This window comes from Streptomyces sp. NBC_00461 (assembly GCF_036013935.1).
Lineage (GTDB): Bacteria > Actinomycetota > Actinomycetes > Streptomycetales > Streptomycetaceae > Streptomyces.
Genome location: NZ_CP107902.1, coordinates 774,427 through 800,632 on the forward strand (window position 1 = coordinate 774,427; position 26,206 = coordinate 800,632).

General features: G+C 69.8%; 21 protein-coding genes and 1 pseudogene. 14 read left to right on the forward strand and 8 right to left on the reverse strand.

Features of this window, described 5'->3' with window-relative positions; genetic code table 11:
- Position 1 precedes the first annotated feature (1 nt).
- A complete protein-coding gene (locus OG870_RS03730) occupies positions 2–2,632 on the reverse strand; it encodes a glycoside hydrolase family 78 protein (RefSeq protein WP_266593569.1) in 2,631 nt (876 codons plus the stop codon).
- 278 nt (positions 2,633–2,910) lie between these two features.
- Here OG870_RS03730 and OG870_RS03735 point away from each other — a divergent pair, with 278 nt between their 5' ends.
- The 5 genes from OG870_RS03735 to OG870_RS03755 all read left to right on the forward strand — a co-directional run bounded on the left by OG870_RS03735 (position 2,911) and on the right by OG870_RS03755 (position 9,388).
- Positions 2,911–4,950: a bifunctional aldolase/short-chain dehydrogenase gene (locus OG870_RS03735; protein WP_327690609.1), complete on the forward strand. Its 2,040-nt coding sequence runs from the start codon at positions 2,911–2,913 to the stop codon at positions 4,948–4,950.
- On the forward strand, positions 4,947–6,395 hold the full coding sequence (locus OG870_RS03740) for a rhamnulokinase (RefSeq protein WP_266845530.1): 1,449 nt from the start codon (positions 4,947–4,949) through the stop codon (positions 6,393–6,395). The genes OG870_RS03735 and OG870_RS03740 overlap by 4 nt, the downstream gene beginning before the upstream one ends.
- Before the next feature lie 73 nt (positions 6,396–6,468).
- On the forward strand, positions 6,469–7,224 hold the full coding sequence (locus OG870_RS03745) for a (Fe-S)-binding protein (protein WP_266593823.1): 756 nt from the start codon (positions 6,469–6,471) through the stop codon (positions 7,222–7,224).
- Entirely contained in the window at positions 7,221–8,723 is a 1,503-nt protein-coding gene (locus OG870_RS03750) for a LutB/LldF family L-lactate oxidation iron-sulfur protein (RefSeq protein ID WP_266524220.1), read from the forward strand. The genes OG870_RS03745 and OG870_RS03750 overlap by 4 nt, the downstream gene beginning before the upstream one ends.
- Positions 8,720–9,388 carry a LutC/YkgG family protein gene (locus OG870_RS03755; RefSeq protein ID WP_266524218.1) on the forward strand — a complete coding sequence of 223 codons (669 nt, stop codon included), beginning with the start codon at positions 8,720–8,722 and terminating at the stop codon, positions 9,386–9,388. Before OG870_RS03750 ends, OG870_RS03755 begins: the two co-directional genes overlap by 4 nt.
- A 135-nt stretch (positions 9,389–9,523) precedes the next feature.
- Here OG870_RS03755 and OG870_RS03760 read toward each other — a convergent pair whose 3' ends face one another.
- Complete coding sequence (locus OG870_RS03760) at positions 9,524–10,120, reverse strand: hypothetical protein (protein WP_266524215.1); 597 nt, start codon at positions 10,118–10,120, stop codon at positions 9,524–9,526.
- A 373-nt stretch (positions 10,121–10,493) separates the two neighbouring features.
- Positions 10,494–10,970 (reverse strand): MarR family winged helix-turn-helix transcriptional regulator, encoded by a 477-nt coding sequence (locus OG870_RS03765; RefSeq protein ID WP_266593562.1) that lies wholly within the window; start codon positions 10,968–10,970, stop codon positions 10,494–10,496.
- Between the two features lie 156 nt (positions 10,971–11,126).
- Between OG870_RS03765 and OG870_RS03770 the strand changes: the two genes are divergently transcribed.
- A complete protein-coding gene (locus OG870_RS03770; protein ID WP_266593560.1) occupies positions 11,127–12,236 on the forward strand; it encodes an ABC transporter substrate-binding protein in 1,110 nt (369 codons plus the stop codon).
- A 160-nt stretch (positions 12,237–12,396) separates the two neighbouring features.
- Entirely contained in the window at positions 12,397–13,029 is a 633-nt protein-coding gene (locus OG870_RS03775; protein WP_266593558.1) for a transposase family protein, read from the forward strand.
- A 223-nt stretch (positions 13,030–13,252) separates the two neighbouring features.
- Here the strand turns inward: OG870_RS03775 and OG870_RS03780 are convergent, their stop codons facing one another.
- A complete protein-coding gene (locus OG870_RS03780) occupies positions 13,253–13,441 on the reverse strand; it encodes a hypothetical protein (protein WP_266593556.1) in 189 nt (62 codons plus the stop codon).
- Positions 13,442–13,470: 29 nt separating this feature from the next.
- On the opposite strand from OG870_RS03780, the pseudogene OG870_RS03785 reads away from it, so the two are divergent.
- The 3 genes and pseudogenes from OG870_RS03785 to OG870_RS03795 all read left to right on the forward strand — a co-directional run.
- Positions 13,471–13,752: pseudogene (locus tag OG870_RS03785) on the forward strand (transposase); the annotation flags it as partial.
- Positions 13,753–14,072: 320 nt separating this feature from the next.
- A complete protein-coding gene (locus OG870_RS03790) occupies positions 14,073–15,629 on the forward strand; it encodes an alpha-L-arabinofuranosidase B (RefSeq protein WP_327690610.1) in 1,557 nt (518 codons plus the stop codon).
- A gap of 85 nt (positions 15,630–15,714) precedes the next feature.
- The gene (locus OG870_RS03795) at positions 15,715–17,274 is read left to right on the forward strand and encodes an alpha-L-arabinofuranosidase B (RefSeq protein WP_266593552.1); all 1,560 of its coding nucleotides are present in this window, start codon (positions 15,715–15,717) and stop codon (positions 17,272–17,274) included.
- Between the two features lie 1,263 nt (positions 17,275–18,537).
- On the opposite strand, the gene OG870_RS03800 is transcribed toward OG870_RS03795, so the two are convergent.
- The gene (locus OG870_RS03800) at positions 18,538–18,864 is read right to left on the reverse strand and encodes a helix-turn-helix domain-containing protein (RefSeq protein ID WP_266524189.1); all 327 of its coding nucleotides are present in this window, start codon (positions 18,862–18,864) and stop codon (positions 18,538–18,540) included.
- The gene (locus OG870_RS03805; protein WP_266593550.1) at positions 18,861–20,009 is read right to left on the reverse strand and encodes a tyrosine-type recombinase/integrase; all 1,149 of its coding nucleotides are present in this window, start codon (positions 20,007–20,009) and stop codon (positions 18,861–18,863) included. Before OG870_RS03805 ends, OG870_RS03800 begins: the two co-directional genes overlap by 4 nt.
- 287 nt (positions 20,010–20,296) lie before the next feature.
- On the opposite strand from OG870_RS03805, the gene OG870_RS03810 reads away from it, so the two are divergent.
- Together OG870_RS03810 and OG870_RS03815 are read left to right on the forward strand one after the other, a co-directional pair.
- On the forward strand, positions 20,297–21,154 hold the full coding sequence (locus OG870_RS03810) for an AAA family ATPase (RefSeq protein ID WP_266593821.1): 858 nt from the start codon (positions 20,297–20,299) through the stop codon (positions 21,152–21,154).
- Between the two features lie 59 nt (positions 21,155–21,213).
- Positions 21,214–22,506: a VWA domain-containing protein gene (locus OG870_RS03815; RefSeq protein ID WP_327692283.1), complete on the forward strand. Its 1,293-nt coding sequence runs from the start codon at positions 21,214–21,216 to the stop codon at positions 22,504–22,506.
- Positions 22,507–22,644: 138 nt separating this feature from the next.
- On the opposite strand, the gene OG870_RS03820 is transcribed toward OG870_RS03815, so the two are convergent.
- Positions 22,645–23,007, reverse strand: coding sequence for a cupin domain-containing protein (locus tag OG870_RS03820; protein WP_266525751.1), 363 nt, complete (start codon positions 23,005–23,007; stop codon positions 22,645–22,647).
- 172 nt (positions 23,008–23,179) lie between these two features.
- Between OG870_RS03820 and OG870_RS03825 the strand changes: the two genes are divergently transcribed.
- Entirely contained in the window at positions 23,180–23,575 is a 396-nt protein-coding gene (locus OG870_RS03825; protein ID WP_266524187.1) for a nuclear transport factor 2 family protein, read from the forward strand.
- A 267-nt stretch (positions 23,576–23,842) separates the two neighbouring features.
- On the opposite strand, the gene OG870_RS03830 is transcribed toward OG870_RS03825, so the two are convergent.
- The gene (locus tag OG870_RS03830) at positions 23,843–25,168 is read right to left on the reverse strand and encodes a competence protein CoiA family protein (protein WP_266593548.1); all 1,326 of its coding nucleotides are present in this window, start codon (positions 25,166–25,168) and stop codon (positions 23,843–23,845) included.
- A gap of 326 nt (positions 25,169–25,494) precedes the next feature.
- Here OG870_RS03830 and OG870_RS03835 point away from each other — a divergent pair, with 326 nt between their 5' ends.
- On the forward strand, positions 25,495–26,139 hold the full coding sequence (locus OG870_RS03835; RefSeq protein WP_266524183.1) for a universal stress protein: 645 nt from the start codon (positions 25,495–25,497) through the stop codon (positions 26,137–26,139).
- The last annotated feature ends 67 nt before the right edge of the window (positions 26,140–26,206 follow it).

A 26,206-nucleotide genomic window follows, 5' to 3' on the forward strand; every position in this document is an offset into this window, starting at 1 on the left:
GTCACTCCGGCGCGGCGAACGGATGCCGTATCGCGGCCGGCGGCCACGCCGGTGGAGTGTACGGCCGCCGGAAGGTCCGCTGCCCCGAGCCGATCTCGAACGGCTCGCTGTCACCCGGGAGTTGGACCTCGGCCCGGGTGTTCGGCGGCACGAGGACCTCGACGACCAGCGTGTCGCCCTCGATCCGCCAGCCCGCCTCGGCACGGCCGTACGGCGTCTCGTGCGCGGCCCTCGCGAAGGTGAGATCACCGCCGGGAACCGGTGCGATGCGCAGTCGGCGCCATCCCGGCTCGGCGGCTTCGAGGCCGGCGACCGTGCGGTGCAGCCAGTCGGCGACGGCACCGAGCGCGTAGTGGTTGAACGAGGTCATCTCGCCCGGGTTGATGCTCCCGTCGGGCAGCATCGAGTCCCAGCGCTCCCACACGGTCGTGGCGCCCATGGTCACCGGGTAGAGCCAGGACGGGCAGCCCGTCTCCAGGAGCATCCGGTACGCCGACTGCGGCTCGCCGCCCGCGCACAGGGCGTCGCAGATCAGCGGCGTACCGGCGAATCCGGTGGCGATCCGGAAGCCTGCCTTGCGCACGATGAATGCCAACCGCTCGGCAGCGCCCGCCCGTTGACGTTCCGTCGGCAGCAGCGCGAAGCACAGGGCCAGTGCGTACGCGGTCTGTGCGTCGCTCGACATCCGCCCGCCCGGAGTGACGAACTCGTCGGCGAACGCCGCCCGTACGGACCGCGCGAGTTGCTCGTACCGGACGGCGTCGTCCTTCTCGCCCAGCAGCCGCGCCGTCTCGGCGAGCACGTGGGCCGAGCGGGCGACGTAGGCGTTGGCGACGAGGTCGCCGTCCGTGCGGGCATCTCCCGGGGCGTCCGGCGGGGCGGCCGGGTCGAGCCAGTCGCCGAGCTGAAAGTTCTGCCGCCACAGTCCGCGGCCCTCCTCGGTGAGGCGGGCGGCGGTCTCCCCCCACGCGCGCATGCTCGGGTACTGAATGCGCAGCACCTCCAGGTCGCCGAAGCGCCGGTACAGCGTCCACGGCAGCAGCACGGCGACGTCGGCCCACACCGCGTGCGGGGTGCCGCCGAAGTCGAAGGGCAGGACGTCGGGGACGACCAGCGGCGGTGCGCCGTCGGCACGGGCGAGGTGTTCGGCGGCGAGGTCGCGCAGCCAGCCGCCGAGCATGCCCGAGCAGTCGTGGAGGAAGGAGGCGGTGGGGGCGAAGACCTGGATGTCGCCGGTCCAGCCGAGGCGTTCGTCGCGCTGGGGGCAGTCGGTCGGGATGTCGAGGAAGTTGCCGCGCATGCCCCAGACGACGTTCTCGTGCAGGCGGTTGACCAGCTCGTGCGAGGACTCGAACCATCCCGTGCGCGTCATGTCGGTGTGCAGGACGACGGCTTCGACCGCGGCCGGGTCCAACTCGCCGGGCCAGTTCTCGATTTCGGCGTAGCGGAAGCCGTGGAAGGTGAAGCGGGGTTCGTACGTCTCCACGCCCGCGCCGGCGAGCGTGTACGTGTCGGTGGCGGCGGCCTGGCGCAGGGGCCTCACCCCGAGTTCGCCGTGCTCCAGCACCTCGGCGTGCCGCAGGGTGACCGTGTGGCCGGCCGGCCCCGCCAGGCGGATGCGCAGGCGTCCGACCAGGTTCTGGCCGAAGTCGAGAACGGTCTTCCCGGAGGGTGTGGTGATGACGTCGACCGGGGCCAGGGTCTGGGTACGGCGCACGGGCGGACCCGTAGGTGCCACCAACTCGGCTTCGGGGAGCCCGAGTTCGGTCACCGGCGACCAGTCGGAGATGTCGTGACCCGGTTCGGACCAGCCGGCGCGGGCCGTCCGGGCGTCGTAGGCCTCGCCGTCGTAGAGCTCGGTGCGCAGGACCGGTCCGGTGGTGGCGCGCCACGCCGCGTCGGTACCGATGGTCGTGACGGTGCCGTCGGGATGGGCGACCTCCAACTGGGCGAGCAACGCCCGGCGCTCGCCGTAGAGGTTGCGCCGGCCGTGGAAGCCGAGCCGGCCGGTGTACCAGCCCTCCCCCAGGAACGCACCGATCGCGTTGTCGCCGCTGCGGAGCAGATCCGTCACGTCGAAGGTCTGGTAGCGCAGACGGTGGTGATACGACGTCCAGCCGGGGGCCAGAACGTGATCGCCCACCCGGGTGCCGTTGATCTCGGCCTCGTACACGCCGTATGCGGTGATGTAGAGGCGGGCGGAGGCGACCGCCTTACCGAGGGCGAAGGTGCGGTGCAGCAACGCCGCAGGGAGCGGGGCGTCAGCGCGTTCGCGGTCCGGGGTGACGGGCCGGGCGGTCCAGTCGGCACGGGCGAGCAGCCCCGTCTCCGCCCGGGTGAGCGGCGACCAGGCGGACGGCTCGCCGCCCTTGCCCCACACCCGGACCCGCACCCCGACCCGGGCGCGGGAGCCGAGCGCCTCGCCCGGCCACTCCACCAGCACGGAGTCGGCACTCTCGACGCGTCCGGTGTCGGTGAGGACCGTGCCGTCGGGGCCGGAGATCTCAAGCCGGTACGCCTTCTGCGTCCAGCCGGGCGTGTCCGTCTCGGTGCGCCAGCTCAGGCGCGGGCGGGACTCGCCGATGCCGAGCGGCTCGCGGTGGTGTTCCAGAACGGGACCGGTGACGCGCATCAGATCGCTTCCTTGCCGTCGACACGTGTAATTGGCTCATTGGCCGGAAAAACGCCGTGAAACGTTTCACGGCATAGTGAAGCCGGCTGGGCGCACCGTCAAGGCTTCCGGCGTGGATGGAGTCACTTCTTTCGAGCCGACCCGGACGCGGATTGCCCCGACGTCTTGACGGTGTCGCCGCTCTGGGGCTACGTTCCCTGAAACGATTCAAACGGTATGCGAACAGTGATGTGCTCGCGGCGAACGCCGTTCCGACGACTCAAGGAAGAGAGCCGCTCATGGCACCCCACCCCGAAGCCGCCGCCCTCCTGAACCGTTCCCACCGACTCGGCTCCGACCCCCGCAACACGAACTACGCCGGGGGGAACGCCTCCGCGAAGGGCACCGACACCGATCCCGTGACCGGTGGTGACGTCGAGCTGATGTGGGTCAAGGGATCCGGGGGCGATCTGGGCACGTTGACCGAGGCCGGGCTCGCCGTCCTGCGGCTGGACCGGCTGCGGGCAATGAAGGGTGTCTATCCGGGGGTGGAACGCGAGGACGAGATGGTCGCCGCGTTCGACTACTGCCTGCACGGGAAGGGTGGTGCGGCTCCCTCCATCGACACGGCCATGCACGGGCTGGTGGAGGCCGCGCACGTCGACCACCTCCACCCCGACTCGGGGATCGCGCTCGCCTGTGCCGCCGACGGGGAGAAGCTGACCGCCGAGTGTTTCGGCGACACCGTGGTGTGGGTGCCGTGGCGGCGGCCCGGGTTCCAGCTGGGCCTGGACATCGCGGCGGTCAAGGAGGCCAATCCGCAGGCCATCGGGTGCGTGCTGGGCGGGCACGGCATCACCGCCTGGGGCGAGACGTCCGAGGAGTGCGAGCGCAACTCGCTGCACATCATCCGGACCGCCGAGGCGTTCCTCGCCGAGCGGGGGAGGGAAGAGCCCTTCGGGCCGGTGATCGAGGGGTACGAAGGGCCGGCCGAGGCCGAGCGGCGGGAGCGGGCCGCGGCGTTGGCGCCGTATGTACGGGCCGTCGCCTCTCAGGACAGGCCGCAGGTGGGGCACTTCGACGACTCCGAGGTCGTGCTCGATTTCCTGGCCCGTGCCGAGCACCCCCGGCTCGCCGCGCTGGGAACCTCGTGCCCGGACCACTTCCTTCGTACGAAGGTACGGCCGCTCGTTCTCGACCTGCCGCCGACCGCTCCCCTGGGGGAGGCGATCACGCGGCTGAAGGAGTTGCACACCGAGTACCGCGAGGAGTACGCCGCCTACTATCAGCGGCACGCCCTGCCCGACTCGCCCGCGATGCGCGGCGCCGACCCGGCGATCGTGCTGGTGCCCGGGGTGGGCATGTTCAGCTTCGGCAAGGACAAGCAGACCGCGCGGGTGGCCGGCGAGTTCTACGTCAACGCGATCAACGTGATGCGCGGGGCCGAGGCCGTGTCGACGTACGCGCCGATCGAGGAGTCGGAGAAGTTCCGGATCGAGTACTGGGCGCTGGAGGAGGCCAAGCTCCAGCGGATGCCGAAGCCCAAGCCGCTGGCGACGCGCGTCGCCCTTGTCACCGGCGCGGGCAGCGGGATCGGGAAGGCGATCGCCGAGCGGCTGGTCGGTGAAGGGGCGTGTGTCGTCGTCGCCGATCTCAATGCGGAGAACGCTGCCGCCGTCGCCGAAGAGCTGGGCGGTCCGGACAAGGCCGTCGCCGTGGCCGTGGACGTGACGGACGAGGAGCAGATCTCCGCGGCCTTCAGGGCGGCCGTGCTCGCCTTCGGCGGGGTCGACCTCGTGGTCAACAACGCCGGGATCTCCATCTCCAAGCCCCTGCTGGAGACTTCGGCCAGGGACTGGGACCTGCAGCACGACATCATGGCCCGTGGCTCCTTCCTCGTGTCGAGGGAGGCGGCCCGGGTGATGATCGCGCAGGAGCTGGGCGGCGACATCGTCTACATCGCCTCCAAGAACGCCGTCTTCGCCGGGCCCAACAACATCGCCTACTCGGCCACCAAGGCCGACCAGGCCCACCAAGTTCGGCTGCTGGCCGCCGAGTTGGGCGAGCACGGCATCCGCGTCAACGGGGTCAACCCGGACGGTGTCGTACGCGGTTCCGGGATCTTCGCGGGCGGCTGGGGCGCACAGCGGGCGGCGGTGTACGGGGTGACGGAGGAGAAGCTGGGCGAGTTCTACGCCCAGCGGACCATCCTCAAGCGGGAGGTGCTGCCGGAGCATGTCGCCAATGCCGTCTTCGCGCTGACCGGCGGGGAGCTGACGCACACCACCGGGCTGCACGTCCCGGTCGACGCCGGCGTCGCGGCCGCCTTCCTGCGATGAGCGCGGCCGTGAAGTCGTACGCCGCGGTCGACCTCGGTGCCTCCAGTGGGCGTGTCATGGTCGGCCGCGTCGGCCCCGACAGCCTTGAGCTGACGGAGGCGCACCGTTTCCCCAACCGTCCCGTGCGGGTGCCCGAGGGGCTGCGGTGGGACATCCTCGCGCTGTACGGGGGTGTACTGGACGGGCTGCGGGCGGCGGGGCAGGTGGATTCCGTCGGCATCGACAGCTGGGCCGTGGACTACGGGCTGCTGGACGCGGACGGGACGCTGCTCGGTAATCCCGTGCACTACCGGGACTCCCGGACCGACGGCGTCGCGGAGAAGGTCTGGGCGAGCGTGCCCGCCGAGCAGCTGTATGCGGCGACCGGGTTGCAGTACGCGCCCTTCAACACGCTGTACCAGCTGGTGGCGGCGCGGGAGTCGGCCCAACTGGCCCATGCCGAACGGTTGTTGCTCATCCCTGATCTGCTCTCCTACTGGCTCACGGGCGAGCAGGGCACCGAGCTCACCAATGCCTCGACGACCCAGCTGATCGATCCCCGGACGCGGGAGTGGTCGTACGACCTCGCCTCGCGGCTGGGCGTCGACCTCGGCCTGTTCGCGCCGCTGCGCCGGCCCGGCGATCCGGCGGGCGTGCTGCGGCCGGAGGTGCTGGAGGAGACCGGGCTGCGGGGTCCGGTGCCGGTGACGACGGTCGGTTCGCACGACACGGCGTCCGCGGTGGCCGCCGTTCCGGCCGACGGCGAACGGTTCGCGTACATCTGCACCGGGACCTGGTCGCTGGCCGGTCTTGAGCTGGGCGCGCCCGTGCTGACCGAGGAGAGCCGGGCTGCCAACTTCACCAATGAGCTGGGGCTGGACGGCACGGTCCGGTATCTGCGGAACATCATGGGGTTGTGGCTGCTCCAGGAGTGCGTACGGGCCTGGGGCGACCCGGAGTTGGGCGGGCTGCTGCTGGAGGCGGCCAAGGTGCCGACCCTGCGGTCGGTGGTCGACGCGGGGGACGCGGCGTTCCTGACGCCGGGGCGGATGCCGGAGCGGATCGGCGAGGCGTGCCGTGCCTCGGGGCAGCCGGTACCGGAGTCGCCCGCCGAAATCACGCGCTGCATCCTCGACTCGCTCGCCCTCGCCCACCGCAAGGCCGTCGAGGACGCGCAGCGGCTGGCCGAGCATCCGGTCGACGTCGTGCACGTCGTCGGCGGCGGCACCCGCAACGCCCTGCTGTGCCAGCTGACCGCCGACGCGTGCGGACTGCCCGTGGTGGCCGGTCCGACGGAGGCGGCCGCGCTGGGGAACGTCCTCGTGCAGTCCCGGGCGCACGGGCTCGTCGGCGATCTCGCGGGCATGCGGCGCCTGCTCACTCGCACCCAGCCGCTCACCCGGTACGAGCCGCGCGGCGAGACCGCGCCATGGCGTGCGGCGCAGGCCCGGATCGTCTCGGAATGAGAGCGGTCTCGCCCAGACCCCGGTGCTCGGACTACTCTGCACTCATCCGATGATCGATCCACTAGGAGCCGCGATGCGTGTCGCCCTGTTCCTGACCTGTGTCAACGACACGCTCTACCCGGACACCGGGCGCGCCGTGGTGAAACTGCTGACCAGGCTGGGCGTCGAGGTCGATTTCCCGATGGCCCAGACCTGCTGTGGGCAGGCGCACTACAACACCGGGTATCGGCACGAGGCGGAACCACTGGCCAGACATTTCTCCGATGTATTCGGGGATTACGAGGCGATCGTCACACCTTCCGGGTCATGCGGGGCGATGGTGCGGGAGCTGTATCCGCGGATGGGCGAGCGGGCGCGGGCGGAGGGGCGCGGGGACACCCTCGCCGCGACGCTGGCACCGGTCGTCCAAAAGACGTACGAGCTGACGGAGTTCCTGGTGGACGTGCTGGGGGTGACGGACGTCGGCGCGTACTACCCGCACCAGGTGACCTATCACCCGACCTGCCACGGTCTGCGCGGACTGGGCCTCGGCGACCGGCCGCGGCGTCTGCTCCAGGCCGTGAAGGGCCTGGAACTGGTAGAGCTGCCGGGCGCCGAGGAGTGCTGCGGCTTCGGCGGCACCTTCGCTCTGAAGAACGCGGACGTCTCGGCGGCGATGGGCGTGGACAAGGTGCGCAACGCAGAGTCGACCGGCGCCGAGGTGCTGTGCGCGGCCGACAACTCGTGCCTCATGCACATCGGCGGCACGATGACGCGGGCCGGCAGCGCCATGCGGCCGGTACACCTCGCGGAGATCCTGGCGAGCACGGAGGAGGAACCGGCCGTATGAGCGGGACATTCGTAGGGATGCCGGCCTTCCCGAAGGCCGCCCACGACGCCGTGCACAACGAGACGCTGCGCGGCAATCTCCGGCACGCCACCCACACCATCCGCGCCAAACGGGCGAACGCGGTGGCCGAGCTGTCCGACTGGGCAGAGTTGCGGGAGGCGGGCAAGCGGATCAAGGACCATACGCTGCGTCATCTCGACCGCTATCTGGTCCAACTGGAGGAAGCGGTCACGGCCGCGGGCGGCACAGTGCACTGGGCCGCGGACGCCGACGAGGCCAACCGGATCGTGGCCGACCTGGTGAAGGCGACCGGCGAGTCCGAGGTCGTCAAGGTCAAGTCGATGGCCACGCAGGAGATCGGCCTCAACGAGGCCCTCGAAGCCGAGGGCATCCGCGCCTACGAGACCGATCTCGCCGAGCTGATCGTGCAGTTGGGCAAGGACCGGCCCTCCCACATCCTGGTCCCCGCCATCCACCGCAACCGCGGCGAGATCCGCGACATCTTCCGCAAGGAGATGAGCGAGTGGGGCCGCCCGGCCCCGGAAGGCCTCACCGACACGCCCACCGAACTCGCCGAGGCGGCCCGTCTGCACCTGCGCGAGAAGTTCCTGCGCGCCAAGGTGGGCATCTCGGGCGCCAACTTCATGATCGCGGAGACCGGCACGCTGGTGGTCGTCGAGTCCGAGGGCAACGGGCGGATGTGCCTGACCCTGCCCGAGACACTGATCTCGGTCGTCGGCATCGAGAAGATCCTGCCGACCTGGCGGGACCTGGAGGTGTTCCTGCAGACCCTCCCCCGCTCCTCCACGGCCGAGCGCATGAACCCGTACACCTCGATGTGGACCGGCACGAGCGACGGTGGCGCCGAGGCAGGGGACGGCCCGCGGCACTTCCATCTCGTCCTGCTGGACAACGGCCGCACCGACACCCTCGCCGACGAGGTCGGCCGCCAGGCCCTGCGCTGCATCCGCTGCTCGGCGTGTCTCAACGTCTGCCCGGTGTACGAGCGGGCGGGCGGCCACGCCTACGGGTCGGTCTACCCGGGCCCGATCGGTGCCATCCTCAGCCCCCAACTCCGGGGCACGGCAAGCGACATCGACGCCTCCCTGCCGTACGCCTCGTCCCTGTGCGGCGCCTGCTATGAGGTGTGCCCCGTCGCCATCGACATCCCCGAGGTCCTCGTCCATCTGCGGGAACGGGTCGTGGAGGGCGGGCCGGTGACCCGCGAGGGCAACAAGGTCGTGCTTCAGCCCGCGAAGGGGCATGCCGCCGAGCGGGCGGCCATGCGCGCGGCGCGCTGGGCGTTCACCCGCCCCGGCGTCCTGCGTTCGGGCCAGCGGCTCGCCTCGCGAACCCGCCGCCTGCATCCACGGACGCTGCCTGGCCCGGGCCAGGCGTGGAGCGGCAGCCGGGACCTTCCGGCGGTGCCGGCGGAGCCGTTCCGCGACTGGTGGCAGCGCACGAACGGCGGGAACACCGAGAAGGGGACCTCGAAGTGAGCAGCAGGGAACGGATCCTGGGCCGGGTGCAGCGCGCGCTGGCGGACGTGGGACAGGACGACACGCCGTACGAGCAGGCGGTTCCTCGGGAGTATCTGCGCGAGCACGGCGAGCGGAGTGTCGAGCAGACGGTGGATCTGCTGGCCGAGAACCTGGCGGACTACCGGGCGATCGTGCACCGCTGCACGGAGGGCGAACTGGCGGCGTTGATCGGCCGGTTGCTTGCCGAGCGGGGCTCGAAGACGGTGCTGGTGCCGACGGGGCTGGACGAGGAGTGGCTCGGGGCGACGGACGCCGAGCGGGTCCCGGATCGCGGCGAGAGCACTCCGCACGAGCTGGACCGGGTCGACAGCGTGGTCACCGCGTGCGCGGTGGCCATCGCCGAGACCGGGACGATCGTGCTGGACGGCGGCCCGGACCAGGGCCGCCGCCGCATCACTCTCGTCCCCGACCACCACATCTGCGTCGTGCGGGTGCCGGACCAGGTGGTGTCCGCCGTGCCCCAGGCCCTCGAACGCCTCGATCCGGCCCGCCCGTTGACATGGATCTCCGGCCCGTCGGCGACCAGCGACATCGAGCTGGACCGGGTCGAGGGAGTGCACGGTCCGCGCTCCCTGGAGGTGGTGCTGGTGAGCGGCCGGCCGGATGCCGAGGTCACCCCGTAGCGGGCGAGCGGGGGCCGGTACGACGGCGGGGGTGCGCCGCGGTGCTGGACGGGGCGCCCTTCCCGGACGCCCCGACTCCGGCGAAGCTCCACGAGGCGCTGCGGCGGTCGGTGGACGCGGACGTGCTCGGAACGATCAGGAGTAGACCATCGGACAGCCTCGCCGCAGCGAGTGCTGTGCGGCCCGCAGGTACAGCGCCACATAGAAAGCGGCGTCCAGGTCCTCGCTCCAGGGTCCGGGCCGAGCGGCCGCCAGGTCCTTCGCCGGGCCCTCCAGGAACCACATGGTCAGATCGAGGTTGTCGCAGGCCGCCGGTATCTCGTCCACCGGCAGGTCGACGGCCGCCGCCAGCCGCTCGGCGAGACCGAGCACCCGAGGAGCGCCGGCGACCATCGTGGCGTCCGTGTACGCGGTGCCGAGGGGCAGCCAGATCTCCTCGTCGAGCGAGAGCGGTACCAGCACCGACCAGCCGCAGAGCACCTCTTCCTCCTCCCGTGACAGATGCGTCCGGCACAGCGCGCTGAAGCCGTCCATGGGAGGCACCAGCTTCTCCTCGAACGACATTCCGGAGCCGCGTACCAGGTCCGCCGCCTCGGGCACCGACTCGTACGGCGGCAGGCCACGCCGTCTCAACTCCTCGCCGAGCGCGGAGGCGAGGGCTCCTCGGCCGCCCTCGTCCTCGTCGTCGTCGAACCACTCCTGCGCACCGACACTGACCAGATAGATCCCCATGCCCGAAACGTACAGCGCCCCACTGACATCGCCTCGGGCCGTTCACCTCAGCAGGCCATCGTCCGAAGCGCGCGGGTTCGTGGATTCCTGGACCGCCCAGGGCACGAACCCGTCCGTCGGACGGTTCATTGAAGATCCACCATCCTGACTCCTGCTGACCAGCAGGAGTCAGGATGGTGGATCTTCATTCCGGGCTCGGGTCCGGGTTTCGTTTCACTCGAAACCGGTCCGCGACAGAGGTGCCGGTGTGGTCGTGGGCATGAAGAAACGGGTTTCTTGCGGTGCCTGGTTGTTGAGGCCGGTCACGAGCAGGGAGACCCGTTGTCCGTAGGTGCCCCGTTCGTTCCGGTGGGTCTTCGCGGCGAAGGGTCGGTCACGGCCCAGCGGGTGTGGCGACCGTGCCGCGCGTGGAGTGGGCGAGCAGCTTGGTCACCAGCTCGCGCAGGATCAGCCGCTCGATGACAGTGAGTGGTTCCATCAGGTCGGCGGTCATCTGCGGGACGTGCGCGGCGAGGGCACGCTCCAGCAGGTCGTTGCCCTTGTCGGTGGCCTCCAGGAGGGAGGCCCTGCGGTCCTCGGGGTGAGGGTGCCGGGTGATCAGCCCGGCCTCTTCCATACGGGCCATCAGCCGGGTCAGGCCGCCGGAGGTGAAGGAGAGGTCCTCGGCGAGGCGGGCGCTGGTGGTACGGCGCTCCGGATGCCGCGCCAGACGCAGCAGCACCTCGAACTCGGACCCGCCGAGCCCGGCGGCCTCGCGGATCGTGCGATCGGCCCGTCCACCGAATGCGTCGGTCAGGCGCAGGATGTCGCCGTACAGGACGACCGCCTCGTCGTTCAGAAGCTCACTCATAAACCTGACGGTACAGCAATATATTTGCTCGCCATGTGGTGATTTTTGCAGATCAGGACAGCTGCTCCAGTACTTGAAGCTTGAAATATAGCTGCCTTTGCAGATATTTTTCCTGCAGCCGATCGAACCGCACCGCACCGAAGGGACCATCCCCCCATGTCACTCGGACGACGTCAGGTACTCGTCGCAGGCTCACTCACCGCCGCCGCAGGCGCCCTGGGCGCCGGAACGGCGCACGCCACGGGACGCGCAGAGGAGACGAAGAGCCTGGAGCAGCTGTACCGCGAGGCGAAGGCGGAAGGCGGCGCGCTGATCGTCTATGCGGGCGGCGACACCGCGACCCAGCAGGACGGCAACAAGGCCGCCTTCGAGAAGGCGTTCCCCGGCATCACGCTGGACATCGTCGTGGACTACAGCAAGTTCCACGACGCCCGTATCGACAACCAGCTCACCACCGGCACCCTCGTCCCCGACGTCGTCCAGCTGCAGACCCTGCAGGACTTCGCGCGATGGAAGCGGGAGGGCGTACTGCGCTGCTACAAGCCGGCCGGCTTCTCCCGGGTACACCCCGCCTTCAAAGCCCCCGACGGCGCGTGGACCGGCATCTTCGTCGACGCGTTCTCCGCGATCTACAACGTCGACAAGGCCGGGACCACTCCGCCCACCTCCGCCCGGGACCTCCTCGACCCCCGCTGGAAGGGGAAGATCGTCTCGACGTTCCCCAACGACGACGACGCCGTCCTCTACCTCTACAAGGTCGTCGTCGACAAGTACGGCTGGGACTGGCTGCGCCGCTTCGTCGCCCAGGACATCGCCTGGGTACGGGGCACCCAGGAACCCGCAGACCGGGTCGAGGCCGGCACCGCGGCCGTCGCCCTCGGCACCGACGGCATGCTGACCCCGGCCGACGGGGTCAGGACCCGCTTCGTCCTGCCGAGGAGCGATCCCTTCATGGCCTGGGCCCAGCGCGCCGCCATCTTCAAGGACGCCAAGCACCCGGCCGCCGCCAAGCTGTACCTGAACTGGTGGCTCGACAAGCAGACCCAGTCCGACTTCTACATGTGGTCCGTCCGCACCGACGTCGCCCCTCACGCCGGCTATCGCCCCATCTGGGACTACCCCAATGCCAATGTGAACGGCTTCGACACGTTCATGGCCGACCGTGCCCTCGTGGAACGCTTCCGACAGCAGCTGACCCTCTACGTCGGCGAGGTCACCGGAGCACCGTCCCCGGGCTGGCTGGGATTGCACCCCGGACGCCGATGACATCTGGTCGCCCCTTCCGGCACCGCCTCGTCAGGCGGTGCCGGGACAGGCGACGTTCGGCATCAGCCCGCCAACGGCAGCAAGTGGATGCCCATGCCGGTCGACACGTTCTCCGTCTGGTGCTGAGACGCACCACTGGGGCCCGCGCAGAGGAAAGCTGGTGGCTGGCTTCGGCCGGAGCTGTCACCCATCCGGCGGTGACGGGACGTGCCCCCGACAGACGCGGCGTGCCGCACCACCGGCAGCGCGACTGGACCGCGCGCTGCAGAAGATCGCCCGCAGCGGCGGTGTCGTGGTCCTGCTGGACGGCACCCTCGTGCGCACCCGCCGCCGCACGGGGACGGAGAACCGGAAGAACTTCTCAGGCAAACACAAGGCCCACGGCCTGCTGTTCCTCGCCCTGACCGACGTGAAGGGCAACCTGATCTGGATCTCCGCAGCCAAACCCGGCCGCTCCAGCGAGATCACCACCGCCCGGCACAACAAGATCACCGAACAGCTTCGGGCGGCCGGGCTCGGGGCGCTGGCCGACCTCGGCTTCGTCGGCCTGGACGACGATCCCGACGACAACCCGGTGATCATCACCGGCCGCAAGGCCACCCGGAACCACCAACTCACCGCCGCGGAGAAGGAAGCGAACCGCCTACTCAGCCGCGAACGAGCCGCCGTCGAGCACGGCTTCGCCAACCTCAAGTCCTGGCGCTTTCTGACCAAGGTCCGCATGCACGCCCGCCACGCGACCACCCTCCTGCGGGCTCTGCTCGTCCTCGCGAACACCGAAGTGCAGAGGTGACGGACGATCTCCGTCAAGCGATCATGCTCCCGGCCTGCGCGAGTACGTCATTCCCGACCCACGCCAACCCCGTGACCTGCGAAATCACGATGAAAATTTCTCATTGTGCCGGGCTGGGCGGCGAGTTCGGTGGGTGCGACCCAGACTCCCGTCGCCGGGGTTCTGTCCGCAGAGGGCCTTAGCAACTTGGGTGTTTGTTCTCGGCCAGCCTCGGCCGCCTCAGTCAGTAGTAGCCGCCCGCGATTTCGAGTGTGATCTCAATGACCAGAGGATGTCCCCGCACGGGGTCTACCCTGGCCAGCGCGCTGGCCGCCTCCCCGCGGGATCCGACATCCAGGGTGGGGTCGGTGGCGAGAGCTTCGAGTAGCCGCACGCCCCGCTCCACGTCCACCCTGCCCAACGCCTCGGCCACATTCATCTGGTAGCCGAGGATCTGAGAGATGGGTCGACACCGGGTTCAAGAACGCCGTCGTCGAACACGGCGCCAGCCTCGGAATCGACGTCGAAGTCGTCAACAGGAATCCGGGAGTTCGCGGATTTCACGTCGTGAAAAGGCGCTGGGTAGTAGAGCGAAGTATCGGTTGGATCATGCTCCACCGTCGTCTCGCCCGCGACTACGAGACCCTCACTGCCAGCTCCGAGGCCATGATCCACGTCGCGTCGATCGACAACCTCGCCAAGCGCATAACAGACGCGACCACCCCAACCTGGCGAGGCACTTACCAGGAAATAAGGGTTAATTCACCTAGATCAAACGCCCCCTCAGAGTGGAGCGGCACAACAAACGGAGCGGAACCTGTCGGAAACATTGACGGAGCCATGGCAGAAACCTATCTTCTGCTCGAAGTGCCGCACAGCGTTCGTTATTTCGAACACTTGGTCCCTCGCCACGGCGATCGGCCGAGCAGACCGGCCGAGCCCGGAGGAAGAGCTGAACCGAACCGTGAGAACGCTGCTCGCCCTGCTGGGCCCGCTGCTGCTTGTCCACCGCCAACCCGTCGGGGCGCGGATCGCTGTCCCCGTATCGATGAACAAGGGGGTTTATGGTGCCTGAGCCATTCACGTTCCGACGACTGCACCGGGGGCTGGTTGTCTCCTTAGCCGCGGTGGCGCTCGCCTTCGCCGGCCTTGTCGCCTTCAGCGGCGCCTCGCAGGCCGCCACACAAGGGCCCTGTGACATTTACGCGGCGGGCGGCACGCCGTGCGTCGCGGCGCACAGCACCACCCGCGCGCTGTTCGCCTCCTACAACGGCCCGCTCTACCAGGTGCAGCGGCTGTCGGACAGCGCGTTGCAGAACATCGGGGTACTGTCCGCCGGAGGCGTCGCCAACGCCGCGGCGCAGGACTCGTTCTGCGCGGGCACCACGTGCACCATCACCCGCGTCTACGACCAGACCGGCAACAGCGGCAACACCCTGGTCTACCAGGGACCCGGCGGGACCGGCGGCGCCGACACGGCCGCCACCGCGAACACCGAAACGCTGACCGTAGGCGGCCAGAAGGCTTACGCGCTGTACATCAACCCCGGCAACAGCTACTTCGCCGGCGGCTCGGGTGTGCCGACCGGCAGCTCGCCGGAGGGCGAGTACATGGTCACCAGCGGCGCCCACGTCAACAACGGCTGCTGCTTCGACTACGGCAACAGCGAGACCGACCACCACGCCGACGGCAACGGCGCCATGGACGCGATCAACTTCAGCACCTCGTGCTGGTTCGGCGGCTGCAGCGGAACCGGACCGTGGGTGCAGGCGGACCTGGAGAACGGCCTGTTCTCCGGCGGCAGCACGACGTGGAACCCCGGCCAGGTCGCCGAGACCAGCCACTTCGTCACCGCGATGCTCAAGAACAACGGCACCACCCAGATGGCCCTCAAGGGCGCCAACGCCCAGTCCGGGAGCCTGACCCAGCTCTACAGCGGCGCACTGCCCAGCGGATACAACCCGATGCACAAGCAGGGCGCCATCATCCTCGGCAGCGGCGGCGACTGCTGCCAGACCAACAACAACGACAGCGCGGGGACCTTCTACGAGGGCGCCATGGTCCAGGGCTACCCCTCCGACGCCACCGACGCCGCGGTCCAGGCCAACATCGCCGCGGCCGGCTATGTCACCGGCACCACCACCCCCTTCACCCGGGGCGCGAGGCTCTCGCTGAAGGCCACCACCTCCTGCTGCACCACGGACTACCTGCAGCACAACGCGAGCGACGACAAGGTCGTGATCGCGCCGGTGAGCTCCGGCAGTTCCGCCACCGACAGGGGCGACGCCACCTGGATCGTCAGGCCCGGCCTGGCCAACAGTAACTGTGTCTCCTTCGAGTCGGCCAACGCATCCGGCAAGTACCTCAGGCACTCCGGGCTCCAGCTCTACCTCAACCCCAACGACGGGACCACCCTGTTCGCCGCCGACGCCACTTTCTGCCCGCAGCCAGGAAACAGCGGCACCGGTTACTCCCTGCAGTCCCTCAACTACCCGGCCAAGTACATCCGCCACTACGCCTTCACCGCCTACATCGCGAGCAACGGCGGTACCAACGCCTGGGACGCCACGTCGTCGTGGGCCCAGGACACCAGCTGGCTCGCCGCCGCCCCCTGGAGCTGACGAGCAGTCCGCCCCCACTCCGGCTCGGATCCAGCCGAATCCGCACCGGACTCACATCACCCGCCACCCTGTGAAGGAGTTCTTCATGATCAAGCGACCGTGGATGCGCAGCGTCAGACGCGCGCTCCTCGCGGCCGGCGCCAGCGCCGCGCTCGCCGCCGGCCTGCTCACGGCCACGGCCAGCACCTCGCAGGCCGCCACCCAGGGGCCGTGCGACATCTACGCGGCGGGCGGCACCCCGTGCGTCGCGGCGCACGGCACGACCCGCGCCCTGTACGCGGCGTACAACGGCCCGCTGTACCAGGTCAGGCGCGCCTCCGACAACGCGACCAAGGACATCGGCGTGCTGAGCGTCGGCGGGTACGCCGACGCCGCCGCGCAGGATTCCTTCTGCGCCAACACCAGCTGCGTCATCACCGTCATCTACGACCAGTCCGGCAAGGGCAACAACCTCACCCAGGCACCCGGGGGCTACTGGCCCGGGCCGGCCGAGGGTGGGAAGGACAACCTCGCCAACGCCGTCGCCGCGCCGGTCACGGTCGCCGGCCACAAGGCGTACGGCGTCTACGTGGCCCCGGGCACCGGCTACCGGAACAACCACACCTCGGGCATCGCGACCGGCGACCAGCCGGAGGGGATGTACGCGATCTTCGACGGCACGCACTTCAACGGCGGCTGCTGCTTCGACTACGGCAACGCCGAGACGACAGGCAACGACGACGGCAACGGCACCATGGAGGCCATCTACTTCGGCAACAGCACGGGCTGGGGATACGGCAGCGGCAACGGCCCCTGGATCATGGCCGACCTGGAGAACGGCCTGTTCTCCGGCGTCAACCGCGGCTTCAACGCGGGCGACCCGAGCGTCAACAACCGGTTCGTGACCGCCATCGTCAAGGGCGGGCCGAACCAGTGGGCCATCCGCGGCGGCAACGCCCAGTCGGGCAGCCTGTCCACCTACTACAGCGGCGTACGCCCCAACGATTCCGGCTACAACCCGATGCAGAAGCAAGGCGCCATCATCCTCGGCATCGGCGGCGACAACAGCGCTTCCTCCGCAGGCACCTTCTATGAGGGGGTCATGACCTCGGGCTACCCCTCGGACGCCACCGAGAACGCCGTACAGGCCAACATCACCGCCGTCGGCTACAGCACCGCCTCGACCAGCGCCCCCACCCCCGGCTCCCGGATCTCCCTGCAGGCCACCACCGCGTGCTGCACCTCCGACTACCTGCGCCACAACGACGCCGACAACAAGGTCGTCATCTCCGCCATCAACTCCTCCAGCTCGGCCACCGACAAGGGTGACGCCACCTGGATCGTCCGCGCCGGCCGGGCCAACACCTCGTGCCTGACCTTCGAGTCCGCCAATGCACCCGGCCGCTTCCTGCGCCACGCCGGCTTCCAGCTCTACCTGGACGCCGACGACGGCGGCAGCCTGTTCGCGCAGGACGCCACCTTCTGCCCCACTTATGGCAACAGCGGGGTCGGCCTCTCCTTCCAGTCCGTCAACTACCCGACGAAGTACATCCGCCACTACGCCTACACGGGCTACACAGCCAGCAATGGCGGGTCCAACACCTGGGACTCCACGGCGTCCTGGGCCGAGGACACCAGTTGGCTCACCGCGTCTCCCTGGAGCTGACGAGGGACCGGACTCTCCGAGCGCCTCCCAGCAGCGAGCACGGCAGCCTTGCAGAAGCGCAGGGAGGCCGTGCTTGCTCCCTGCAAGCTTGATCTGCATGCATCCCGCGAGCCACGACACTCCAACACCACGTGGCTCGACGGGATCACGGGTTCATACAGTCCGACGACGCACTGGAGATACACAAGCGACTGAGCCGGAGCGTGACCGATGAGCCGCATCGGGAGGGGTGCGCACTCTTGTCGGCCCAGTGCAGCGCAACGGACCATCCATGCGGATACCACCAGGGGCGAATGCGTACGTAGTACCAGCTCTCTGGGGAGCCTATCGCCCGGAGCGGGCCCCGCGTCCGACATGAGGGGGATGGCCCTGACGGGCCAACAGGGACGGACAGGGCGGGGCCTGGCGGCCCCACGTGCAGCGGCAGATCGTCCCGCCGGCATCTCGGACACCGGCCCACCGGGTAGCGCTCACGGTTTTGCCGCCATTCGCGACAGCCGCGGCACCGGGTCGCCGTATCGCCCCAGCACGCACAGTCCGCGCAGGACCGCACCGGCCAGGCCGCCGGGGGCGGGGCCGTGCGCGGCCTCAACATCCCTGCCTGCGCGAGCAGTTCAGCGGCGGCAGCTTTCAACGGTAACCGCACCTGATCGAGCATCTCCTGCGCAACCAGTGCCTCCCCCTCGGCATCCCGGATCGCCAGCGCACACCTGATGAGCCGCAGCACCATCTGCGGCCACGTCCCCGTCAGCCCCGCGTTCGCCGCCCGCTGCCCGGCGAGCGCCTGCAGGACCTCCTCCTCCGGCCACGTACGGCCGCTGATCCGCCGGGCATCGCTGAGTTCCAGGCGCCGCCGGACCGGAAACAACGTCAGTTGCCCGCGCATCACCGCGGGACAGATCCTGGGGTCGTCGACCAGATGCCGCGCCTCGCGCGGCCCCAGACAGGGAGCGGCCGCGCCCCGGGGACGCGGCAGGTTCCGGGCGCCCTGCCGGCCCAGGCCCAGCACGTAGACGTGCAGCTGGGTCGGCCCCGGGAAGACGGCCTCGATGCCGGACCGGATCTCCTCCCGCACCGCGATCACGCACGGACGGCACAAACCGTCACCGTCCACCGGCCCGACCCGGCAGCACCGCGGACACCGCGCCGTCCCCCGGTTCTCCAGCCAGCCACGACAGCTCCAGCACAGCCCGTCCCACAGACGCGACACGCCCCAGTCCAGGCAGAGCCCACACTGCCGCACCACCACCGCAGTCCCCACCGTCAGTTCGGCGGCCGCAGCCGGCGCGGGCCGTCCCGGCGCGGCACCGGCCGCACCGGCCCCGCCTCGTCGCCGACCGCCCGCTCCTGCTCCTCCTGGCCCCCGGCGGCAGCCACCGGCTCGGCCTCCATCAGGTCGGCCACCGTGCATCCCAGCGCCGCGCAGATCTTGTCCAGGTCATCCAGTCGCACCGTCACCGGAGTGCCGCCCCACAGGGCGGCGACCTTGCTCAGCGACGGCATGAACCCCACCTTCGCGAACGCCGCCTGCAGGTCGACCGGCCGCCAGATGTCGCGCTTGGCCGCGGCCCAGCGCAGATTCCACCTCACCGCAAACTCCCCCTATCCGCGACCAGCCGCTGCCCGGCCCGCGTCGCCGACTGCCGCCAGCGGTCCGCCTGCTCGGGATCGGCCTGGGCCGTTGCCAGGTAATTGACCGTCGTAGTCGTCCAGATATGTCCGAGCATCCGCTGCACCTCCCACAACGTCATGCCGCGCTCGTAGTTGTGGGTGGCGCACGCGTGCCGCAGCAGATGCGGGAACAACTCCGGCACCGGCCCCGGCAGATGGAGCCGCGACGCCGCCTTCAGCGCCCGCCGGAACGTCGCCGGGACGATGGCCGGCGCGATCGGAAGGTTCAGCGCCGCCACCGGCTTCGGCAGCCGCTCGGAGGGAAACAGCGGCGCCGCGGGATGCTCCGGGTCGTCCTGGAACAGGCCGCGGACCTCCTCCACATACCACCACAGCAGCGCGCGGCCCTCCTCGAACAGGAACGCCTCCCGCGGCCTCGGGCCGGACCCGCGGGCTCCCTTGCCCTGGACCACGAACCGGCCCCAGCGGCCCGACTCCCAGTGCACGTCCCCGAGCGCCACGCCACACAGCTCCGCAGCCCGCACCCCGGACACATAGGCGATCTTCGCCATCACATAGTCCCGGCACGCCACCGCCTCCTTACGGGCCTGCGGCAAAGCATTCCGCCACGCGGTGAAGAACTCCCGCATCGCCCGCTGCGACGGAGGCACCCGCAACCCGAAGTCGCCACGGTGACGGGGCCGGTTGAACGGGTCGACCGGCGACTCCACCACCGCCCCGAACAACCGATGGATCTCCCCGGCGTACCGCTGCTCCAGGAACGCGAAGTACGCGTCGATCTTGCTGATCTTCGCCAGGACCGTCGACCGGGCACGCTTGCCCGGACCCGCGAAGTAGCGGTCCAACGCGGCCGGCGTGAGCTGCCACGGCACGACGTCGTAGTGCTCGCACAGCTCGATCACCGGCTTGACCAGCTGGTCAATCGATGACGGCATCAACCCTGCCGCATCCCGCGCCCACTGGTACTCCGCGAGTGTGTCGAAGAAGTACGACCGCTCGTCCCGCTGCCCCGAACGGTTCCGGTAGGTATGGAGAGAGAAGACCTCAGCCAGGCCGACCGCATCGCGTCCAGGGGTCAGGGAACGGGTTTCGGACTCCCCCATGAACCCGCAGATTACGAGTGCCACTCGCAGAATCTGCGAGTGATTGCGGGAATCTCACACCCTTGAGGGACGGCTCGACCACGGGTCTCCTACCTGCTGACTTCGCCCGATCGTGCCCCTGGTCCCCACTCAGGAACCCGTGCGTACTCCAGTTTTCGGGGAGCGAGCTGGTCTCGCTCACCGAGGAGCCTCGGTTCGCGTGACAGAGTGGTGAACAAGCGCTTAGATAGTGGATCCGATCCGCGTTCCGATCCCCTCCGATCCGTGTCGAGCTGGAGGCTCCGTTGCTGTTCACATCCGTCGACGACGTCTCCGCGCGTCTCGCCGCCATCGGATATCTCGCCTCGCCCGCGGTCGCCACGACCGTCTTCCTCGCCGACCGGCTGGGCAAGCCGCTGCTGGTGGAGGGCCCCGCCGGGGTCGGCAAGACCGAGCTGGCCAAGGCCGTCGCCGAGGTGGCGCAGGCGCGGCTGGTCCGGCTGCAGTGCTACGAGGGCGTCGACGAGTCCCGGGCGCTGTACGAGTGGAACCACGCCAAGCAGCTGCTGCGCATCAGCGCGGGCCGCGACGAGACGTGGGACGAGGCGCGTACGGACATCTTCAGCGAGGAGTTCCTGCTCACGCGGCCCCTGCTCACCGCCATCCGTGGTGACGACCCCAAGGTGCTGCTGATCGACGAGACCGACAAGGCGGACGTGGAGGTGGAGGGCCTGCTCCTGGAGGTGCTGAGCGACTTCCAGGTCACCGTCCCCGAACTCGGCACGATCACCGCGACCCGGCGTCCCTTCGTCGTCCTCACCTCCAACGCCAGCCGCGAGCTGTCCGAGGCGCTGCGACGCCGTTGCCTCTTCCTCCACATCGGCTTCCCCGACGAGGAGTTGGAGCGTCGCATCGTACGGCTGAAGGTGCCCGGTCTTGATGAGGCACTGACGACTTCGGTGGTCCGCGTGGTCGGTGCCCTGCGCGCGATGGACCTGCGAAAGGTGCCCTCGGTCGCCGAGACGATCGACTGGGCGCGCACGCTCCTCGCGCTGGGCGCCGACACCCTCGACGAGACCGTCGTACATGACAGCCTGGGCGTTCTGCTCAAGCACCAGGACGACGTCCTCAAGGCGGCCGCCAAGCTCGACCTGGACGCCGTGTGACCGCCCCCGGCGTGGCGGATCGCCTCACGTCCCTTGTCGGGGCGCTGCGGGCGCACGGCATGCGGATCGGCACCGGCGAGACAGTGGACGCGGCGCAGGCCGTGGCGGCGCTGGGCCTCGCCGACCGCGAACTGCTGCGGGAGGGGCTGGCCGCGACGCTGCTCCACGGGCCGACCCAGCGGCAGGTGTTCGACCCGGTCTTCGACCTGTACTTCCCGCGCGGTATCGGCGCGCCCCAGGGCGAGTCGGCGGACCGGGACGAGCTGCGGGACCGGCTCGCGGCGGCACTGGCGGCGGGCGACGAGATGCTGATGGCACGACTGGCGGCCGAGGCGGTGGACGGCTTCGGCGGATACGGCTCCTCCCCCGCGTCGGACGGTTGGTCCTCGCACCAGACCCTTGACCGGCTCCGCCCGCAGACACTGTTCGCCCGTGTCCGCGACAGCGTCCGGGCACAGAGCGGCGCGTCCGGGTTCACCGACCGGCTGCTGGAGGACGAGATCCGGCGGCGTATCGAGACCTTCCGCCGGCAGGTGGCCGCGGAGGCGCGGCGCCGGATCGCCGAGCGGCGCGACCGGGACGAACTGGCCCGGCGCGCGGTGGCCACGACGCCCGACCGGGTCGACTTCCTGTACGCCGGCAAGCTCCAGCTTGTCGAACTGCGCAGGACGGTTCAGCCGCTCGCCCGCAAGCTCGCCACCCGGCTCGCGGCGCGTCGGCGACGCGCCTCCCGCGGCAGCATCGACCTGCGCCGCACCCTGCGCGGATCGCTGTCGACGGGCGGGGTGCCGATGAAGCCGGTGCTGCGCAGACGTCGTCCGGTACGGCCCGAACTGGTGCTGCTGTGCGACGTGTCGGGGTCGGTGTCCGGGTTCTCGGACTTCACCATGCTGTTGGTGCAGGCGCTGCACGACCAGTTCAGCAAGGTGCGGGTGTTCGCCTTCGTCAACCGGCTCGACGAGGTGACCCCGCTCCTCGAGCACGGCGCGGCCGACCCGGAGGGGCTGGGCGCCCGCATCCGCGCGGAGGCGACGCTCACGGGCTGGCACGGCAGCAGCGACTACGGCGTCGCGCTGGGCGAGTTCGCGGAGCGCTACGGCGACGCGGTCGGCCCGCGCACCACGGTGTTCATCCTCGGTGACGCCCGTACGAACAGAAGTGACCCGAACCTGGCGGCTGTGGGGCGCTTCGCCGAACGGGCCCGGCGCGTCTACTGGTTGAACCCCGAGCCGCAGGCCCTGTGGGGAACGGGCGACTCCGCCGCACCGGGATACGCCGAGCTGGTCGAGATGCACGAGTGCCGCACCGCCCGCCAGCTCAGCGCACTCGTCGCACGCCTGCTTCCGGTCTGACCGCCCCGGCACGCGCAGGCAGACACCGTGCCCTTCCTGGCCCTACTTCCCAGTACGTCTTCCGAGCCCTTCGTCTTCCGAGCCCTTCGTCTTCCGAACCCTTCGTCTTCCGAACCCTTCGTCTTCTGAGCCTTCTTCCTAGTCCTTCGCCTTCGCGTAGTCCGTTGCCATGCCGCCTGCGAAGTCGTAGACCACGCACGGTTCGTCTCCGACCACCCAGGCGTCGTGCCCGGGCGGGACCACAAAGGCGTCGCCCTCTGCGACCTCGCTCTCGCCGCCGTCGTCCATGCGTAGCCGCATGCGCCCTGTGACGCAGTAGCCGTTGTGATGGACCTGGCAGGTGTCCGTGCCGGCGATGGGCCCTACGGACTCGGACCAGCGCCAGCCGGGTTCGAAAGTGGCCACGGCGAAGTCGAGCCCCGTCATGTGGACCGCTTCGAGGTGTCCGAGCGGGAAGTCGCGCCGCTCGTCGGGCTTGTCCACGGCCTTGATCTCGATCATGTCGGTTCCCTCCATTGCGAGCCCCTTCCACCACACCATCGTCGTCCCGTCCACCTGGGGGCGCCATCCGGGGGACGCGGCCTTCGCGAACAAGCGGACAAGTGGGTCGAACAGGCGGAGAATGGTGCGCGGAGGCCGCCATCGCCGATCCACCAGAAAGGTGGCGATCATCGTGGCTGAACACCCCCACGCACTACTCGTCCGCAAGGGCTACGAAGCCTTCTCGAACGGTGACATGGACACCCTGCGCTCGATGATGACGAGCGACGCCACGCACCACGTGCCCGGGAGCCACCCGCTGTCCGGGGACTGCAAGGGGATCGACGCGGTACTCGACTACTACCGCCGACTGTTCGAGGAGACGGGCGGCACGTTCAAGGTCGAACTACGCAGCATCCTGGTGGACGGCCGTGGACATGCGGTCTCGCTCCACCACTCCACCGCCCGCCGTGGCGACAAGACCATGGACGAGGACGGAGGCATCGTCTTCCGAATCGTCGGAGACAAGATCACCGACCTCGACGAGTGCGTGGAAGACCTCGACGTGGGCAACGAGTTCTGGTCATGACGCCGTCGCCCGGCCGCGCAGCCGGGCGGACCGGTCCACATCCGCGATGCCGCCGGAGTCGATGACTCCGCTGCGGCACGGCTCGACACACCGTATGCCCGGCGAGCAGCACGTCCGACGAGCGACGAGCCGCATATCCGAAGGGGCCGCCCCGCCCGCCTCGACGACGATCTACGGCTGCTCGGAGCGCGACAGCTCGCCGGGTGTGTGCGGGGCGCGCCCGTCGGTAGGGCCTGCCGGCAGTGATGCGCGACGATCGGCCAGACCTCACGTGTCGTGGGTGGCCGCGTGCGTCAGTGCCTCCCGAGCCGCGTGCCGGTCACCGACCGTCTCCCACCACGGGTGGGTGTGCATCTCCTCGGCCAGACGCCTGCACCGCTCCCGCGCGTCCCCCAGACGATCACGCTGGTCGCCGGAGATCTCCGCGCGTCCCTCCGCGATGTCCGCGCCGCTCGGTAGGTGCGAGGCGATGTCCGCGCAGTGTTCGAGCGCGCGGGTGAAGGTGCGCCGCGCGGCGACCAGATCGCCGGGTATGACGAACTCGCCCACCGTGAAGGGACGGGAGAATTCGGACGGCCCCGGCTCCGTGTGCCACAGGGAGGCGTCGATGGGCTGCCCGTCGTCGAGCGCCCGGGTGAGTTCGCTCCGAACTCCCGTCCCCATGCCGTCACCGTCCCGCAGACCGGCCGGTCCTGGAAGCGGAAGGGGCTGTCCCGTCCCGGGCGCTGTCCGCAGACCCGGAACCGGCTCGGGGCGGCCTTCCAGGAACTCCTCCTTGTCCGTCGGGGTGACCCACATGTGCCAGCCCCGGCGGCCTGCCGGATGCGGCATGTAGAGCGAGACGAGTTCGCCCGCGCCAGTGCGCCGGATGACGTCGTCGTAGTAGAGCCCGCGCACCGGTTCCCACAGCCCGTGCCGTCCGCCACACCGGCCGGCGCCCTGCCGGGGACAGGGCACCGGATTGCTCCAGTCGCAGCGCGACATGTGCAGTTGTTTGACACCACCGCGCACCGACAGGGCCGCGCGGTCGGTCACGTCGCGCCAGCTCTGTACGTTCAGCCGGGCCCAGGGAGCGCGGTCGATGGGTATCGCGTTCTCGTTGTTGACGAGCCACAAGGGGGTGAGGCCCTCTCGGTGTGCGCTGCGGGTGCGCTCGTCCACGGAACCGCCGGCTATCGCCGCGAGCTGTATTTCATACGCCAGTCGGTACCTGTCGGCGCCCTCCACCGTCACATCCGTACGGCGCTTTCCGTGCTCGGCCCCCTCCGCTCGCGTCACATGGAAACCCTCCCCCGAGGCGATGTCGGCGGTGTATTCCCCGAGCGCTTTGTGGAGATCGCTCTCGGCCTTTGTCTCGGGGCGTTCGCCCTTTGCCACATGCATGGCGTGCGGTCGGCCGCTGACCTTGCGGATCGCCATGAAGCCGGGGCAGATGAACCCTTCGTCCTCATGGGCTTCCAGGCAGTACAGAAGATCCGGCTGGTAATTGCCGTAGATCTCGTCGAGCAGCCGCGGGTATTCGGGGTGTCCGAGATCCGCCTCGGTCAGATCGAGCGTGATGCCGAGGCCCCTGTGCCAGACGCTGTAGGTCATATGGCGAGAGTAGGACGCACCACTGACAATCCACTCGGGCGGTGATCGACAACGCCCGCCTGAATGCGACCGACGGCCTACTGAGACCGTTCGGGAAAACGATCGGTGAAAAGCCGGTCGAGGTGTGCGCGGACCGGGCACGCCCCTCGGTGACGGTCTCGACGACCTCGACGCCGGGATACTTCGATCTGCACCACACTGCCAGCGTCTCCCCTCTCCCACCTGCAGGCATGGGCCGCCAGGTCTCCGACCGGGACCGTTCGGCCCCTGCGCCGGCCGACGATCTGGCGGCACGATGGAGTTCACGACCCGGAAGGCGGCATTCCATGGGACGAGTGATCATCACCTGGACCGACCCGTCACCGGGGGGCCGGTCCGCGACAGCATGGGCCGAGCGGGAGGCCGCGCTGCGCCGGCTTCCCCTGAAGGTGGCGCAGGGCCCGCCGCCGAGTGATCAGGCGGACGGGGAGGCGGAGTTGATCGTGGCCGGGCTGGACCGAAGTCCCCGGCTTCCCGCGCCCGGCACGACGCCGGTGGTGTTCGTGCCCTGGGCACCGCGTCGCCTTCCCGACACCGTGACCGTGGGTCTCGATGCCCGCGACCCTGATGGCGGCGTCCTCCGGTTCGCCTTCGAGGCGGCAAGGCTGCGCGGGGTACGGCTGCACGCCGTGCACGCCTGGGCGCTGCCCGCCCGTGCCGCCGCCCGGTCACCGCTTCCCGTTCTGGAGGAGGACCGCGCCGAATGGGAGGACCAGGAGGTACAGCTGCTGTCCGACGCCCTGCGGCCCTGGCGCGGCAAGTACCCCGACGTCGACGTGCTGGAGGATGTGCTCCTCTTCGAGCCGTCCGACGCCCTGATCCACGCCGCCGAGAGCTCCGGGCTCCTGGTACTCGGCCTCCACACGGGCGACACCGCCCAGGACGTGCTGGAGGCGGCCGTGCGATGCCCGGTCGCCGTCGTGCCGTCCTAGGCCGGTCCTGGTCCCTGCCGTCAAACTCCGGTCGCCCGGCCAGGGGCCGGTCCCGGAGTCGGGCAGC